General features: G+C 71.2%; 12 protein-coding genes. 9 read left to right on the top strand and 3 right to left on the bottom strand.

The window, feature by feature from the left end; translation table 11 throughout:
* Positions 1-40: 40 nt before the first annotated feature.
* A complete protein-coding gene (gene ypfJ / locus IEY33_RS12135; RefSeq protein ID WP_188963547.1) occupies positions 41-895 on the bottom strand; it encodes a KPN_02809 family neutral zinc metallopeptidase in 855 nt (284 codons plus the stop codon).
* A 184-nt stretch (positions 896-1,079) separates the two neighbouring features.
* Here ypfJ and IEY33_RS12130 point away from each other — a divergent pair, with 184 nt between their 5' ends.
* The 4 genes from IEY33_RS12130 (at position 1,080) to IEY33_RS12115 (ending at position 8,134) form a co-directional block, all read left to right on the top strand.
* A complete protein-coding gene (locus IEY33_RS12130; RefSeq protein ID WP_188963546.1) occupies positions 1,080-1,748 on the top strand; it encodes a flavin reductase family protein in 669 nt (222 codons plus the stop codon).
* Between the two features lie 89 nt (positions 1,749-1,837).
* On the top strand, positions 1,838-4,051 hold the full coding sequence (locus IEY33_RS12125) for an MMPL family transporter (RefSeq protein ID WP_188963545.1): 2,214 nt from the start codon (positions 1,838-1,840) through the stop codon (positions 4,049-4,051).
* A 182-nt stretch (positions 4,052-4,233) separates the two neighbouring features.
* Positions 4,234-5,691 carry a S8 family serine peptidase gene (locus IEY33_RS12120; RefSeq protein ID WP_229670975.1) on the top strand — a complete coding sequence of 486 codons (1,458 nt, stop codon included), beginning with the start codon at positions 4,234-4,236 and terminating at the stop codon, positions 5,689-5,691.
* A 7-nt stretch (positions 5,692-5,698) separates the two neighbouring features.
* The gene (locus IEY33_RS12115; RefSeq protein ID WP_188963544.1) at positions 5,699-8,134 is read left to right on the top strand and encodes an HD domain-containing phosphohydrolase; all 2,436 of its coding nucleotides are present in this window, start codon (positions 5,699-5,701) and stop codon (positions 8,132-8,134) included.
* Between the two features lie 39 nt (positions 8,135-8,173).
* Here IEY33_RS12115 and IEY33_RS12110 read toward each other — a convergent pair whose 3' ends face one another.
* A complete protein-coding gene (locus IEY33_RS12110; RefSeq protein WP_188963543.1) occupies positions 8,174-9,196 on the bottom strand; it encodes an aldo/keto reductase in 1,023 nt (340 codons plus the stop codon).
* Between the two features lie 121 nt (positions 9,197-9,317).
* Between IEY33_RS12110 and IEY33_RS12105 the strand changes: the two genes are divergently transcribed.
* From IEY33_RS12105 to IEY33_RS12085, 5 genes are all read left to right on the top strand, one after another.
* On the top strand, positions 9,318-9,854 hold the full coding sequence (locus tag IEY33_RS12105) for a DUF1440 domain-containing protein (protein WP_188963542.1): 537 nt from the start codon (positions 9,318-9,320) through the stop codon (positions 9,852-9,854).
* Positions 9,855-9,942: 88 nt separating this feature from the next.
* Complete coding sequence (locus IEY33_RS12100; protein WP_188963541.1) at positions 9,943-10,731, top strand: 3-hydroxybutyrate dehydrogenase; 789 nt, start codon at positions 9,943-9,945, stop codon at positions 10,729-10,731.
* Between the two features lie 222 nt (positions 10,732-10,953).
* Positions 10,954-11,805 (top strand): CAP domain-containing protein, encoded by an 852-nt coding sequence (locus IEY33_RS12095; protein ID WP_188963540.1) that lies wholly within the window; start codon positions 10,954-10,956, stop codon positions 11,803-11,805.
* A 271-nt stretch (positions 11,806-12,076) separates the two neighbouring features.
* Complete coding sequence (locus IEY33_RS12090; protein WP_188963539.1) at positions 12,077-12,958, top strand: SDR family oxidoreductase; 882 nt, start codon at positions 12,077-12,079, stop codon at positions 12,956-12,958.
* 206 nt (positions 12,959-13,164) lie between these two features.
* Positions 13,165-13,920 (top strand): PIG-L deacetylase family protein, encoded by a 756-nt coding sequence (locus IEY33_RS12085; RefSeq protein ID WP_188963538.1) that lies wholly within the window; start codon positions 13,165-13,167, stop codon positions 13,918-13,920.
* A 40-nt stretch (positions 13,921-13,960) separates the two neighbouring features.
* Here the strand turns inward: IEY33_RS12085 and IEY33_RS12080 are convergent, their stop codons facing one another.
* Positions 13,961-14,548: a hypothetical protein gene (locus tag IEY33_RS12080; protein WP_229670974.1), complete on the bottom strand. Its 588-nt coding sequence runs from the start codon at positions 14,546-14,548 to the stop codon at positions 13,961-13,963.
* Positions 14,549-14,599 lie beyond the last annotated feature (51 nt).

Below are 14,599 nucleotides of genomic sequence, written 5' to 3'. Positions count from 1 at the left end.
CGTGCCGCTCAGGCAGGGACGGCCGGGGCCGGGGTCCGGGTCAGATGGCGCCGTTGAAGGTGTCGCACTGGGCGGGGTCGCCGCCCTGGAAGCCCTTCATGAACCAGCTGACGCGCTGCTGCGACGTGCCGTGCGTGAAGGAGTCCGGCACGACGTAGCCGCGGGACTGTTTCTGCAGGGCGTCGTCACCGATGGCGGTGGCGGTGTTGATGGCGCTCTGCACGTCCTGCTGCGTGAGGTTCGTCTGCGTGCTGGAGCGTTTGCCCCACACGCCCGCGAAGCAGTCGGCCTGCAGTTCCAGCGCCACGGAGTACTTGTTCGCCTGCGCTTCGCTGCGGGCGCTGCGCTGGGCGCGGTCGACCTTGTCGGAGATGCCGAGGAGGTTCTGCACGTGATGCCCGACCTCGTGCGCGATCACGTACGCGTCCGCGAAGTCGCCGCCGCCGCCCAGCTGGGCCTGCATCTGCGCGAAGAAGTCCGTGTCGAGGTACACCTTGGTGTCGCTGGGGCAGTAGAAGGGACCGACGGCGCTGTCCGCCTGACCGCAGGCGCTGTCGGTCGCGCCGGAGAACAGCACGAGGCGCGGCGCCTGGTACGTGCGGCCGTTCTTCTGGAAGATGTCGCCCCACACCTGTTCGGTGCTGCCGAGGATCTTGCTGACGAACTGCGTGTCCTGCGCCTGCGACTGCGTGCCCGCACTGCCCTGCGACTGGCTGGGCCGCGACTGCGTCTGGCTGCCGCCCGTGATGGAACTGGTGTCGATGCCGAAGAACCAGCCGAGCAGCGCGATGATGATGGCCGCGCCGCCGCCGATGGCGACCCCGCCGCCGCGCCCTCCCCCGCTGCCGCGACGGTCCTCTACGTTGTTGCTGCTGGGTAGGTTCTGCCAATCCATGTCTGCCTCCGGGAGTTGCGGTGCCGCGCGCCGTACCGAGCCGCTGGCGTGCGTTCTGGTGATCTGAGTGCATTGTAGTGAGTGGTTCATGACAGGCGTCCATCTCTCAAGGAGCGGTCAGCTTCGCGCCTTGAGCGGCCCTTCACGGCACGGTTCCCGGCAGGGGCATCCGGTAGCCTGGGTCATGCATTACGACCTCGCTGCCCTCTCGCCCGCCGACGGGTACAAACTGCTGACTGCCGTGATCGTGCCGCGCCCCATCGCGTGGGTCAGCACCCTGAACCTCGACGGGAGCGGCGTGAATCTCGCGCCGTACAGTTTCTTCAACATGATGGGCAGCGATCCGGCCGTGGTGGCGTTCTCGCCCGGCGACCGGCCGGACGGCACGCCGAAGGACACGGCCCGCAACATCGCCGGGCCGGACGGTGCGGGCGGCGGGGAATTCGTGATCAACCTGGTGAGCGAGGCGCTGAGTGAGGCCATGAACCTCTCCGCGACGGACTTCCCGCCCGGCGTGGACGAGGCGGGCGTGGCGGGCCTGCAGCTCACGCCGGGCACGCTGGTGCGCGTGCCGCGCGTCACGGCGAGCCCCGTGAGCCTGGAGTGCCGGGAGGTGCAGACCGTCCGCATCGGCCGGAACCGCGTGGTGCTGGGCGAGGTGCTGGGCGTGCACGTCCGGGACGACGCGATGCTGGACCCCGAGCGGCTGTACGTGGACACGGCGGCCCTGCAGCTGGTGGGCCGCATGGGTGGGCGCGGCGGGTACACGCGCACCGCCGACACCTTCGAGCTGGCGCGCGTCCCGTACCAGACGTGGCTGGCGCGGCAGGAGACCGGTTCCGGCGACACCTGATAGGGTTTTGATCCGGAACCCGGCCTCCTGCCGTCCGGCCGGGGCGGGTCGGCGCAGTTGGCGGGGCGGCTTTCTGTTCTACTACGCGGGTGCGCCCTCTCGCTTCCGTCGTGACCCGTCGTCCCTGGCTGGTGCTGCTGGTGTGGGCACTCGCCGTGCTCGCCTGCATTCCGTTCGCGTCGCGGGCACCTGCCCGCCTGAGTGCCGATCCGGGCAGCCTCACGGATTCCGAGAGTGCGCGCGTCACGGCCCTCCTGAAGGACCGGTTCGGGGAGCGGGACACGAACACCGTGCTGCTGCTGGTGCGCAGCGACCGCCCCGAGAACGACCCGCGCTTCCGGGCGGACTACGCGCGGTTCGTGGCGGGGCTGGAGGGCGTGCCGGGCGTGACGCGCGTCACGCGGTACGACGCGATCCGCGCGTATCACGTGACCAGCGACGACGGGCGCGAGACGCTGTCGCTCGCGCAGATTCCGTTGCGGGAGGGCGCGTCCGAGGCGCTGCGGTCCCTGCGGAATTACGTGGCGCGGGAGCATCCGGCGGGCTTCACGGTGCACGTGACGGGCGGGCAGGCCATCGCGGACGATTTCACGGGGTACGCGGAGTCCGACACCAAACGCAGCGAACTGACGGCCCTGCCGCTGACGGGCGTGGTGCTGCTGGTGGTGTTCGGGGCGCTCGTCGCGACCGGGTTGCCGCTCGCCATGAGCGTCCTGAGCATCACGGTCGCCATGGCGGGCCTGTACGGCCTGACGACCTTCACGGCCGTGTCGACGTTCGCGCAGAGTGTCGTGACCCTGCTCGGCCTGGGGGCCGGCATCGATTACGCGCTGCTGATGGTGAACCGCTTCCGGGAGGAGCTGAAGCGGGACGGGGACGCGCCGCGCGCGGCGGAACGCACGGTGATGACGGCGGGCCGCAGCGTGGCGTTCAGTGGCCTGACGGTCGCCATCGCCATGGCGGCCCTGATCATTCCGCCGCTGTCGTTCGTGCGCAGCATGGGGTTCGGGGGGGTGCTGGTGGTGCTGCTGACGGTCCTGAGCAGCGTCACGGCGCTCCCCGCGTGCTTCGCGCTGCTGGGTGAGCGCGTGAACAGTCCGCGCCTGCTGCGCCTGAACTGGAGTCAGAATGCCGGGGCGAGTGCCGCGTGGACGGCGTTCGCGCGGCGCGTCACGGCGCGCCCGTGGGTGGCGGTCGTGTCGTGCACGGCCGTCCTGCTGACGCTCGCGTCACCGGCCGTGCAGCTGAAGACCGGATACGCGGGCGCGTTCGGTCTGACGCCCGGCGTGGAGTCCCGTGACGCGCTGCAGGACGTGCAGCGGCTCGGGGCGGGCGGCCTGCTCTCGAATTTCGAGGTCGTCCTGAACCTCGGGGACCGCCGGTACGGGCCGGAGTCGCGCGGCACGTTCCGGCGGGTCGTGACGGACCTGCGGGCCCTGCCGGGCGTGCGGGCCGTCCTGTCGCCGTTCGTGCAGGCGAGTGACCTGGGCGGCGCGGGCGGCACGGACGCGCTCGGGCAGATCGCGACCCTCACGCGCCGCAGCGTGAGTGCCGACCGGCACCTGCTGCGCGTGACGGTCATCCCGGACCGGTACCTGCGGGCCGACCAGATCGATCCCTTCGAGCGGCGCCTGCGTGCGAGCCTGGACCGGAGTGGCCTGCCGTACCTGCTGGGCGGCGCGCCCGTCGGGGAGCGCGAGTTCACGCGGGCGCTCACGCGGGCGACGCCCGTCGCGGTGGGCGTGGTGTTCGCCGCGACCTTCGTGCTGCTGATGATCGCCTTTCGCAGCCTCGTGATTCCGCTCAAGAGCATCGTCATGAACAGCCTCACGGTGGGCGCGGCGTACGGCGTGGTGGTGCTGGTGGTGCAGCGCGGCGTGGGTTCGCACCTGCTCGGCATTCCGGACGGGGTGGGCGTGCTCGACAGTTCCCTGCCGCTGCTGCTGTTCGCGGTGCTGTTCGGGCTGAGCATGGATTACGAGATCTTTCTGCTGTCGCGTGTACAGGAAGAGTACCTGCGCGGTGCGAGCAACGACGAGGCGATCGTGCTGGCGGTGGGGCGGACGGCGCGCATCATCACAAGTGCGGCCGCAATCATGTTCATCGTGTTCTGCGCGTTCGTGGTGGGGCGGGTCGTGGTGAACAAGAGCATCGGGCTGGGCCTCGCGGTGGCCGTGCTGCTCGATGCGACGCTGGTGCGCCTGGTGCTGGTGCCGGGCCTGCTGAAGCTCGCGGGCCGCTGGAACTGGTGGCTGCCCGCGTGGCTGGACCGGCTGCTGCCCCGCTTCACGCTCGATCACTGAGAGGGATTTCGGGACACCCGGCCGGAAAAGCAAGTCCGCTCCCAGACTCACTGAGAATCGTGCGGCAGAACACGCTCCATGTCTATCGATTTTCCGTCAGTCGCCGATCAGGAAATTCATGCTCTGGGGGCAGGGTCGGGGGGGCATTGACGATACGGTGCGGGGCACGCCAATCTGAGAAAATGGTGCATCGACACGAGCAGCGTTCACGACTTCAGAGCCGGAACCTCATCCAGGGCCGTGATATCACGCCCCGCACTGTCGGCACACTGTTCGCCACCGTCACGCTCGCACTGCTGGTCGGCTGTGGGTCCGGCACGCCCACCGCCACGCCCACCACCGGCACGCCCACCGGCCCGACCGTCCCGGCGCAGCCCGCGCCCGTCGCGGCTCCGGTGGTCCTGAACACCGACGGTCAGGCGGTCGGCGTGCCCACCGCCAGCTACCCGTACGCCGTGACCGTCAGGACCGTACGGGGCGACACGCCCGAATCGCTGCAGCAGGCATACGACGCGCGCATCGTGTCGTTCCAGCCCTCGGACGGCTTCGCGCTGCTCGCCACCAAAACCACGGCGCTGCCCAGCGACCCCGCGCGCGACCCCGTCGTCGAGAAGAACGCCAACACCATCAACGGCGGCGGCATGACGGCCCACATCAGCGCCAAGACCAAGGTCTGGCTGACGGGCGGCCTGCAGGCCTGGACCACCGCCAAGACCAAGGTCTGGCTGACAGGCCAGTACATGCCCGTCCCGGAAAACACCAACCTCTGGAAGCAGGTGAACCTCGAGGCGGCGCAGGCGGCAGCCACGACCCTCGGGGCGGGCGTGAAGGTCGCCGTCATCGACACCGGCATCGACCCCGCCCACCCGGCCTTCGAGGGCGCGCTGGCCCCGAAAAACGAGTGGCACGACTTCTACGACGACGACGCGGACCCCACCGACGTCGGCACGCTCGGGCAGGGCGGTTACGGGCACGGGACGAGCACGGCGGGTATCGTGCTGCAGGTCGCGCCGAAAGCGACGATCCTGCCGCTGCGTGCCCTCGGGCCGGACGGCGGCGGGGACGTGCTGAGCATCGCGCGGGCCATCGACTGGGCCGTCGCGCGCGGCTCGAACATCATCAACCTCAGCCTCGGCAGCAGCGACCGTTCCACCGCCATCCAGAGTGCCATCGACCGCGCCGGTAAGGCAGGCGTGCTCGTGGTGGCCGCCGCAGGCAACGACAACCGCAAGGCCCTCAACTATCCGGCCGCCGACGCGTACCGCAGTTTCTTCACGCTCAGCGTGGGCAGCGTGAACGGCGCCGACGTGAAATCCGACTTCTCCAACTACGGCGCGGCCCTGGAACTCACGGCACCCGGCGAGGAAGTGTACGGTCCTGCCCCCGGCAAGAACGCGCAGGGGGACTGGAACATGGCCGCCTGGAGCGGCACCAGCATGAGCGCCCCCATGGTGAGCGGCGCGCTCGCACTGGAACTGTCGCTGGTCGGCGCGCAGCGCAACACCATCGTCACCGCGTACCAGAAGGCCCGCCTGCTGCACACCACCGCCGAGATCGAGGACATCGCGGGCAACAAACCGTACAAGGAGCTGCTCGGGAAGGGACGACTGGACATAAGACAGTACGTCTACGGCCGATAACCCCCGTATGTCGGCCGCTCAGAATATTTCGAGGATCGACCTCTCGAATATCCTGAAACGGAACAGCATCGGGAGCAACGCCTACTTCAGCGACCCCGGCCGCTGCATCGAAGGCCTGCTGGACCGGGTCACGGACCTCATCGAGAACGACGAGTACCTTCAGGCGGAAGCGGGTGTCGGCGACGCCATCTCGCTCTCCGTCTTCTCGAAACGGCCCGAGCTGGAAGCCCGGTCGAAGAATCTGCTGTCGTACCTCATGGACCTGCAGGGCGACTACAAGTCGGCCCTCGGCCTCCTGGAGGACTCCCTGGGGATCTTCACGCGGCTGGGGGACCTGCGGGGCCGGGCCGTGTGCCTCGGCAACATCGGCGGCATCCGCGCCGGCATGAACCAGTTCGACGCGGCGATGGAGTACCTGCGGCAGGCCCTGAACGCGTCCGAGACGCTCGGTGACGAGCGGCTGTCGGCGGGCATCCTGCTGAACATCGGCCGGAACTACAGCGAGTCCGGCTTCGAGGAAAGCGGCCTCACGTACTTTCAGGAGGCGCGCAGCCGGGCCGAAACGATCGACAACGCCGACATGGTGCTCGCCTGCCTCGTCAACGAGAGCGACGCGCTCATCAACCTGGGGCGCAGGGAGGAGTCGCTCGGCATCCTCGAATACTCCAGGGACTTCTCGGTGCTGCACAACAACGCGCACACCCACATCGTCACGGTCATCAACCTGGGCCGGTATTCCGAGAAGTTCGGGTCCACGACCGACGCCGTCCGTTACTTCGCGCAGGCGCGCGACCTCGCGCGCAGCCTCGAGTACGCGGAAGGGGAACTGAACGCGGCACTGAACCTGGGCCGCGTGAACGTGGACGGCGGGGACGCGCCGGCAGCGGCGGAACAGCTGCTGGAGGCACTGCGGCTGGCGGTGCAGCTGGACCGGCCGAACAGTCGGCGGGACGCGCACCTGCACCTCTCGCGCCTGTACAAGCGCGAGGGGGAGCTGGCGCTGGCGCTGGAGCACTTCGAGGCGTACCACACCGAGGAGCGCGCCCTGTTCAGCGCGGAGCGCGACAAGACCACGCGGACCCTGATGATGCAGTTCGACGTGGAACGCGCGCAGACGCAGGCCCGCGCGGAACGCGAGAGCCGCGAGCACGCCGAGCGCCTGCAGGCAGAAGCGGAAGCGCAGGTGCGTGAACGCACCGCCGAACTGGAGCAGGCGCAGATGGAGGTCGTGGGGCGCCTCGCGATGGCCGCCGAATTCCGGGACGACGCGACCGGCGAGCACACGCGGCGCGTGGGGGTAGGGTCGGCGTTGATCGCGGAGACGCTGGGCCTGTCGAGGGGCTTCGTGGAGACGCTGCAGGTCGCGGCGCGCCTGCACGACGTGGGCAAGCTCGGCATTCCGGACGCGGTCCTGCTCAAGGCGGGCAAGCTGACGGTCGCGGAGTTCGAGGACATGAAGCGGCACACGACGATCGGAGCGCGGCTGCTGTCGGGCGGGCGGAGCGAGGTGCTGGACATGGCGCGGCAGATCGCGCTCACGCACCACGAACGCTGGGACGGGAACGGCTACCCGCACGGCCTGACCGGCACGGAGATTCCGCTGGTGGGCCGCATCGTGGCGCTGGCGGACGTGTTCGACGCGCTGGTGCACCGGCGGCCGTACAAGGCCGCGTGGGCGAAGTCCGAGGCGCTGGCGGAACTGGCGCGGCAGCGTGGACGGCACTTCGATCCGGAGTTGACGGACGCGGCCCTGAAGGTGTTCGGGAGCGGGCGGTACGAGGCGGCCCTGCTGGCAGAGGACCGCCCGGTGCTGCCCGTGCCGGGCACGGGCGCGGACGCGGTCGGCTGGGAGGTGGAGGCGCTGCGCGTGCAGTACGAGGCGCTGCTCGCGGCACGCACGGCCGAGCTGGAGGCGGCGCGCGCCCTGGCCGAGGGGCAGGTGGCGGCGCTGCGGGTGGCGGCATTCACGGACGCCCTGACGGGCCTGCACAACCGCCGGGCCTTCGAGGCGGACGTGCAGACCTTCGCGGAGGAAGCGCAGGAGTCCGGGCGGACGCTGGGCGTGATCTCGCTGGACCTGGACGACCTGAAGCGCGTGAACGACTCGGGCGGGCACGCGTCCGGCGACGCGCTCATCATGGCCGTGGCGGGCCTGCTGCGCGCGCAGTTCGAGCCGGTGGGGCGCGTGTACCGCATGGGCGGGGACGAGTTCGCGGTGCTGCTGTGGAGCGACGCGCAGCTGGACGGCACGGCGCTGGCGGGAGACGTGGCGCGGCTGGAGGGGGACCTTGGCGCGCTGGGGTTCGTGTCTTCGCTCAGTGCGGGCGTGGCGTGCTGGCCGCAGGACGCGGACGACGCGGGCAGCCTGCTGCGGCTGAGCGACGAACGGATGTACGCGCAGAAACGCACCCGGAAGGGCCAGGAAGGCACCGGCCCGGCCTGACCCTCCCCCGTGGGGGACGGAACGGCAGGACCGGCGGGGTCAGCGTTCGAGTTCGGTGCGGGCGCGCGTCCAGTCGCTCGCGCCGGAGAGTTCCGCGAGGTCGTCCGGCGTGAGGGTCAGGTCGAGCGTGCCGAGCAGGTCGTCCAGCTGCGCGGTGCTGTTCGCGCCGATGATGGGGGCCGTCATGGCGGGCTGCGCGAGGAGCCACGCGAGCGCCACCTGGGCGGGCCGGGCGGCGTGGCGTTCCGCGACGCTCACGAGCGACCCGATGACGGCGTCATTCTTCTCGGTGAGGCGGGACGCGGCCTCGCCCGCACGGACGCTGTCCGGCAGCGCCTGCCCGCGCCGGTACTTGCCGGTCAGCAGGCCCCCGCCGAGCGGACTCCACGGGATGATGCCCAGGCCGTACTCGACGCAGACGGGCATGAGTTCCCGCTCGAAGTTCGCGCGGGTGGGGTCCAGCAGGCTGTACTCCGGCTGGACGCTCACGTAGTGCTCCAGTCCCCGGCGGTCGCTGGTCCAGAGGGCCTGCATGAGTCGCCACGCGCTGTAGTTGGAGCAGCCGATGTAGCGCACGTAGCCGCGCCGCACGAGTTCCGTGAAGGCGGCGAGCGTCTCCTCGACGGGCGTCTGGTTGTCCACCCAGTGCGCCTGGTACAGGTCGATGTGGTCCGTCTGCAGGCGGCGGAGGCTGTCCTCGCAGGCCTTGATGATCCAGCGGCGCGACAGGCCCTCGCGCTGGTGGATGCTGCCGCGTCCGTCCTGGCCGTTCTGGCCCATGCCGCCCCGGACCTTGGTGGCGAGGACGATGTCGTCGCGGTTGCCGCGCGCCTTCATCCAGCGGCCGATGATCTCCTCGGAGACGCCGCCGGGGTTGCCGGGCGTCCAGGTGGTGTAGATGTCGGCCGTGTCGATGAAGTTCCCGCCGACCGCGGCGTAGTGGTCGAGGATGCCGTGCGACGTGGCCTCGTCGGCACTCCAGCCGAACTGCATGGTGCCGAGCCCGAGCGGGAAGAGGTGCAGGCCACTGCGGCCCAGTCGGCGGTACGTTGCGCTGCTCATGCCCTTCACTGTAGCGATTCAGATGACCTGCCCGGCTTCCTGAAGGAGCGCTCAAGGTCTGCGCAAGTCGCGTCAAGGTGCGTCTCGTCCGGCGGGCGGGCCGCGCCCCGTACCCTGCGGCATGAACCGTTCCGAACCCGATCTGCTGAAGGGCGCGCTGGCGGGCGCCGCCGCCGGACTGGCCGCCGCGTACCTGAAATCGAAGGCCGAACCGCCCCTGCAGGAGATCACGGAAGGCATCTGGCCGCCCACGCCCGCGCAGAAGAAGCTGGTGGGCGCCGACCCGACCGGACACCTGGACAACATGCCGCCCGCCGTGATGATCGAGGCGGCGGCCGAGCAGTTCGCGGACACGCACCTGGACCGCGAGCGCAAGCTGGCGTACCAGCAGGTGGTGCACTACGCGCTGGGCGCCGTGCTGGGCGCAGCGTACGGCGCGGCGGCCGAGCGTGCGCCGGTCGTGACGCGCGGGCTGGGCGTCCCGGCGGGCGCGGTGATGTACGCGCTGACGCACGGGAGCGCCGTGCCGGCCACAGGCTTCCAGCGCTGGCCGTGGCAGCTGCCGCGCGCGGCGGTCGCGTGGGAGAGCGGGTCGCACCTGGTGTTCGGGGCGGGCCTGGAGGTGCTGCGCCGCCCGCTGCGCCGCCTGCTGAAGTGAAGTAAGGCGGCCCGCCACCGATGCACGCGCAGGTCAGCCGGACGGCACACTCCGCGCCGGGACCACCCGGGCGGAGTACAGTCGGGACATGACGGCAACACACCTGGCGGAACAGGCGGCCGAGACCCGGACGGCTCTCGTGACGGGCGGGACGAGCGGCATCGGGCTGGCGTGCGCGCGGCGGCTGCAGGCGGACGGGCTGCGTGTGGCGGTGCTGGACCTCGACCGGCCGGAAGCGCGGGCCGTCGCGGAGCGGCACGGGCTGGCGTTCGTGCCCGCCGACCTGAGTGACCGCGCGCAGACGGTCGCGGCGGTGGCACGGGCGGCGGAAGCGCTGGGCGGGCTGGACGTGCTGGTGAACAACGCCGGGTTTCAGCACATCGAGGCGATCGCGAGCTTCCCGGAGGACACCTGGGACGCGATGCTGCACGTGATGCTGACCGCGCCGTTCCTGCTCATCAAGCACGCGTGGCCGTACCTGTCGCGCAGCGGGCAGGGGCGTGTGGTGAACGTGGCGAGCATTCATGCACGCGTCGCGAGCCCGTTCAAGGCGGCGTACGTGAGCGCGAAGCACGGCCTGATCGGCCTGACGCGCACGGCGGCGCTGGAGGGCGCGGAGGTGGGCGTCACCGTGAACGCCGTGTGCCCGGCGTACGTGCGGACGCCGCTGGTGGAGCGGCAGATGCAGGATCAGGCGCGGACGCGCGGGATCAGCGTGCAGGAGGTGGAGGAGCGCGTGATGCTGGAGAGTGCCGCCATCAAGCGGCTGCTGGAGGCGGACGACGTGGCGGGCCTCGTGAGCTACGTGGTCGGGCGGGGCGCGTGGGGCATGACGGGCGCGGTGCTGGACCTGGACCTCGGGTGGACGGCCCGCTGAGCAGCGCGGGAGGGGGATGGCGTTAAACGGCGTGTAGCACGTCCTGCCGGACGGGCGGGCGGCCGGGTCGGCTCACGGCGTCATCATCTGGCCGGGCGGGCGGGCGTGGCGCGTGGAGGCTTCTCCTCCCCTGCCGCCCACCACGCCCGGCAGGGGGCCTCATGAGTCTTCTCAGGCGGGACTCATGTGCGCTCAGGCCGGATGAGACACCCTGAAGGCACGATGAAGCCGACCTTTATGATGCTGGCCGCCCTGACCGCCCTGCTCGCCGCGTGCGGACAGACCACCACCGGCACGGGCAGCACGCCCGTCACGACAGCCCCCAGCACCGGCAGCGCCGCCCCGCTCGCGTCTCAGGCGGTGGGAAGCAGCATCGCCCTGCAGGCCGGGCAGACCCGCCAGATCACCGTGACCGTGAACGGCGCCCCCGCGCAGCCCGGACAGCTGACGTGGACGACCGGCAACGCGGGCGTCGCGACCGTCACGTCGTCGGGCCTCGTCACGGCGGTCGCGGCAGGCAGCACCACCGTCCGCGCCGCGCTGAGCAGCAACCCGGCCGCGTTCCTCGACTTCCCCGTCGCGGTCGCCGCCGCCAGCACCCCCGCACCCACGCCCACCCCGGCGCCCGCCCCCACGCCCGGCACGGGCAGCGGCATCAGCGCCACCGAGCAGCGCGTCCTCGACCTCACCAACCAGGCGCGCGCGCAGGCCCGCACCTGCGGCACCACCAGCTACCCCGCCGCGCCCGCCCTCAGCTGGAACGCCAGCCTCGCCACCGCCGCGCGCGGCCACGCGACCGACATGGCTGCCAAAAACTACTTCAGCCACACCAGCCAGGACGGCCGCACCTTCGACGTCCGCATCCGCAACGCCGGGTACACCGGGTACCGCACCATCGGCGAGAACATCGCCGCCGGCCAGCCCACCCCGGACGCCGTGGTCGCCGGATGGCTCGCCAGCCCCGGCCACTGCGCGAACATCATGAACGCCAGCTTCAAGGAACTCGGCGTGGGCGTCGGCACGGGCGGCTCGTACGGCACGTACTGGGTGCAGGACTTCGGCGCGCGCAGCTGACCCGCAGTGCGTGCCGCCGGTCACAGGACCGGCCTGCCCGTGAAGGCTCCCAGGCCCACCCGCCCCCCGGCGCGGTGGGCCTTTGCCGTGCCGGACCGGGGCCGGGCGGGCCACCGACACGTTTCGCCAACATTCGGCCAAGCGCGCTTCACGGGCAGTTCACGCCCGGCAGGCGCACCGGTCCACACAATGACTCGTCCGCCACAGGGTGCACGGGACCGTTCCCCACGGCCCGAGCACCGCGCCTCTCCACACACAGGCAGGTTCCAGCATGACGAATCCCGACCCCACCACACAGTACCCGCAGCCGCCCTTCCCCCGCCAGCCGCAGGACGCGCCCGGCAGCGTGAACGCCATGACGCCCGTCCCCGACCACGGCGAGCACAGCTACCAGGGGACCGGACGCCTCGCGGGCCGGAAAGCGCTCATCACGGGCGGCGACAGCGGCATCGGGCGGGCGGCCGCCATCGCCTTCGCCCGCGAGGGCGCGGACGTCGCCATCAACTACCTGCCCGCCGAGGAGAGCGACGCGCAGGAAGTCGTGACGCTCATCCGCGCCGCCGGACGCAAGGCCGTCGCCCTGCCCGGCGACATCACCAGCGAAACGTTCTGCACGCAACTCGTCGAGCAGGCCGTGAAGGAACTCGGAGGCCTCGACATCCTCGTGAACAACGCCGGGAAACAGCAGTTCCAGGAGAACATCGCGGACCTCACGACCGAGCAGTTCGACCTGACCTTCAGAACGAACGTGTACGCCATGTTCTGGATCACGAAGGCCGCCATGCCCCACCTGAAGCCCGGCGCGAGCATCATCAACACCAGCAGCATCCAGGCGCGCAAACCCTCCAAGAACCTCCTCGACTACGCGTCCACCAAGGCCGCCATCGTGGCATTCACGGAAGCGCTCGCGCAGCAGGTCGCGCCGCACGGCGTGCGCGTGAACGCCGTCGCGCCCGGCCCGTTCTGGACGCCCCTCCAGCCGAGCGGCGGTCAGCCGCAGGACAAGGTGCAGACCTTCGGCAGCGACACGCCGCTCGGCCGTCCCGGCCAGCCCGCCGAGATCGCGCCGCTGTACGTGTTCCTCGCCAGCAGCGAATCCAGCTACAGCACCGGCGGCCTGTTCGGCAGCACGGGCGGCACGCCCCTCAGCTGAACGCAGGCACGGGCGGGGCGGCAGGGCCGGTGTGGCCCTCGCCGCCCCGCTCCCGTCACGTGTGCTCTGGAACGTTCGTCCGTTGCAAGGTGGAAGCTCTGTTCTTCAAGCCTTCCACTTCCACCCGCTCCAGCGAGGCACTCCCTCGCTCCGCCCGGTCATCGACTCACACGACGTGTCGATGACCGGTGCTCTAGCATCAAGCCATGCGCCTCTCGCCCGCACGCCGCCGCCGCACGCTCAGCTGGCTGCTCGGCACGGCCCTGGCCCTGACGGCACTCACGGTCACGTTCCGCCCGGCCCTCACCGTGCCCGGCCCGCAGGCCCTGCAGGCCGGAGCGGACCTGCTGCGGCAACGCACCGTCCTCGTGATCGTCGGCCACCCCGACGACCTCGAATGGTACGTGGGCGGCACCCTGCGCCGACTGGCGGACGCGGGCGCGCACGTGCACGTCGTCGTCGCCACCAGCGGCGAGAACGGCCCCAACCGCACCCGCACGCCCGACCTGCCCGGCACCCGCCAGCGCGAACAGCTGGCCGCCGCGCGCATCAACGGGTACGCCCGCGTGCACTTCCTGCACCTCCCCGACCGGGGTGCGGCCCGCGACCCGCGCTTTTTGCCCGCCGTGCAGGCCATCCTGCGAGACGTGCAGCCCGGCGCCGTCCTGCTGTTCGACCCGGACCTCCCGTCCCTGCCGTACCTGCACGCCGACCACCAGGGCACCGCCCGCGCCGTCCTCACGGCCTGGCGCACGCCCGGACCGGACCGGCCAGCCGTGTACCTGTTCCAGACGCGCCGCCCCGACACGGCCACAGACATCACGCGCGTGATGGACACCAAGGAACGCGCCCTCGCGCAGCACGTCACCCAGAACGGCGGCAACGGCTCCGGCATGCGCGCCCTGTTCGGCGGCAGGAGCGTCGGCGTGCGCCACGCCGAATTCTTCCGCCGCCTCCCCTGACCCCCACCCCGACACGCCCCGCAGACGCGGGCAGAACTCGTCAGTCCTCCCACCCGTCATCGCGCGCGCGGACCGTCACCCGGTCCCCGTCCGGCTGTTTCGGCACCGGAAACCACGCGTACGCCGACGCGAGCGCCGCATCCAGCCGGAACGCCAGCGCACGCCGCACGAACCGCTCCTCCGGCGCACTCAGACGGCCCGCCGACGCGCCCACCCGCGCCACCTCGCGCACCACATCCCGCGCGTACGGCGCGCGGGCCAGCCGCACCGCACCACGACGGACGGGAAGCGCCTGCACGGACGGCACCCACTCCTCCACCAGTGCCGACAGCGCCCGCTCGCGGTTCGCGCGCCGCGTCCGGCCCGCCCGCTCCGCCCGCTCGCGCGCCTCCATCGCCCGCCCCTGCGCCACCAGGAACGCCTCCTCCCGCTCGGCGTCCGACACACGCTCCTCCCGGTACAGCTTCACGGGCGGCAGGCGCCGACGCCCCATCTTCAGGCCGTTCGGGCGCTCCGCGTCATGCTCGCCCAGGAACTCCCGGATCAGGCGCGTCGTCCACCCGCGCTCCCGCAGGTCCTGCGTGGCGAGAAACCCCTCGGGCGTGACGGGCGGCGGACGCTTGGGCACGACGACAGCATACGTGCCGCCCCCCACAGGCACACACCGCAGCGTTCACCG

Origin of the sequence: Deinococcus aquiradiocola, assembly GCF_014646915.1 — a bacterium.
In the GTDB taxonomy this organism is placed as follows: domain Bacteria; phylum Deinococcota; class Deinococci; order Deinococcales; family Deinococcaceae; genus Deinococcus; species Deinococcus aquiradiocola.
Note: the sequence above shows the minus strand (reverse complement) of the source record. Positions and strands in the feature narration are given on the sequence as shown.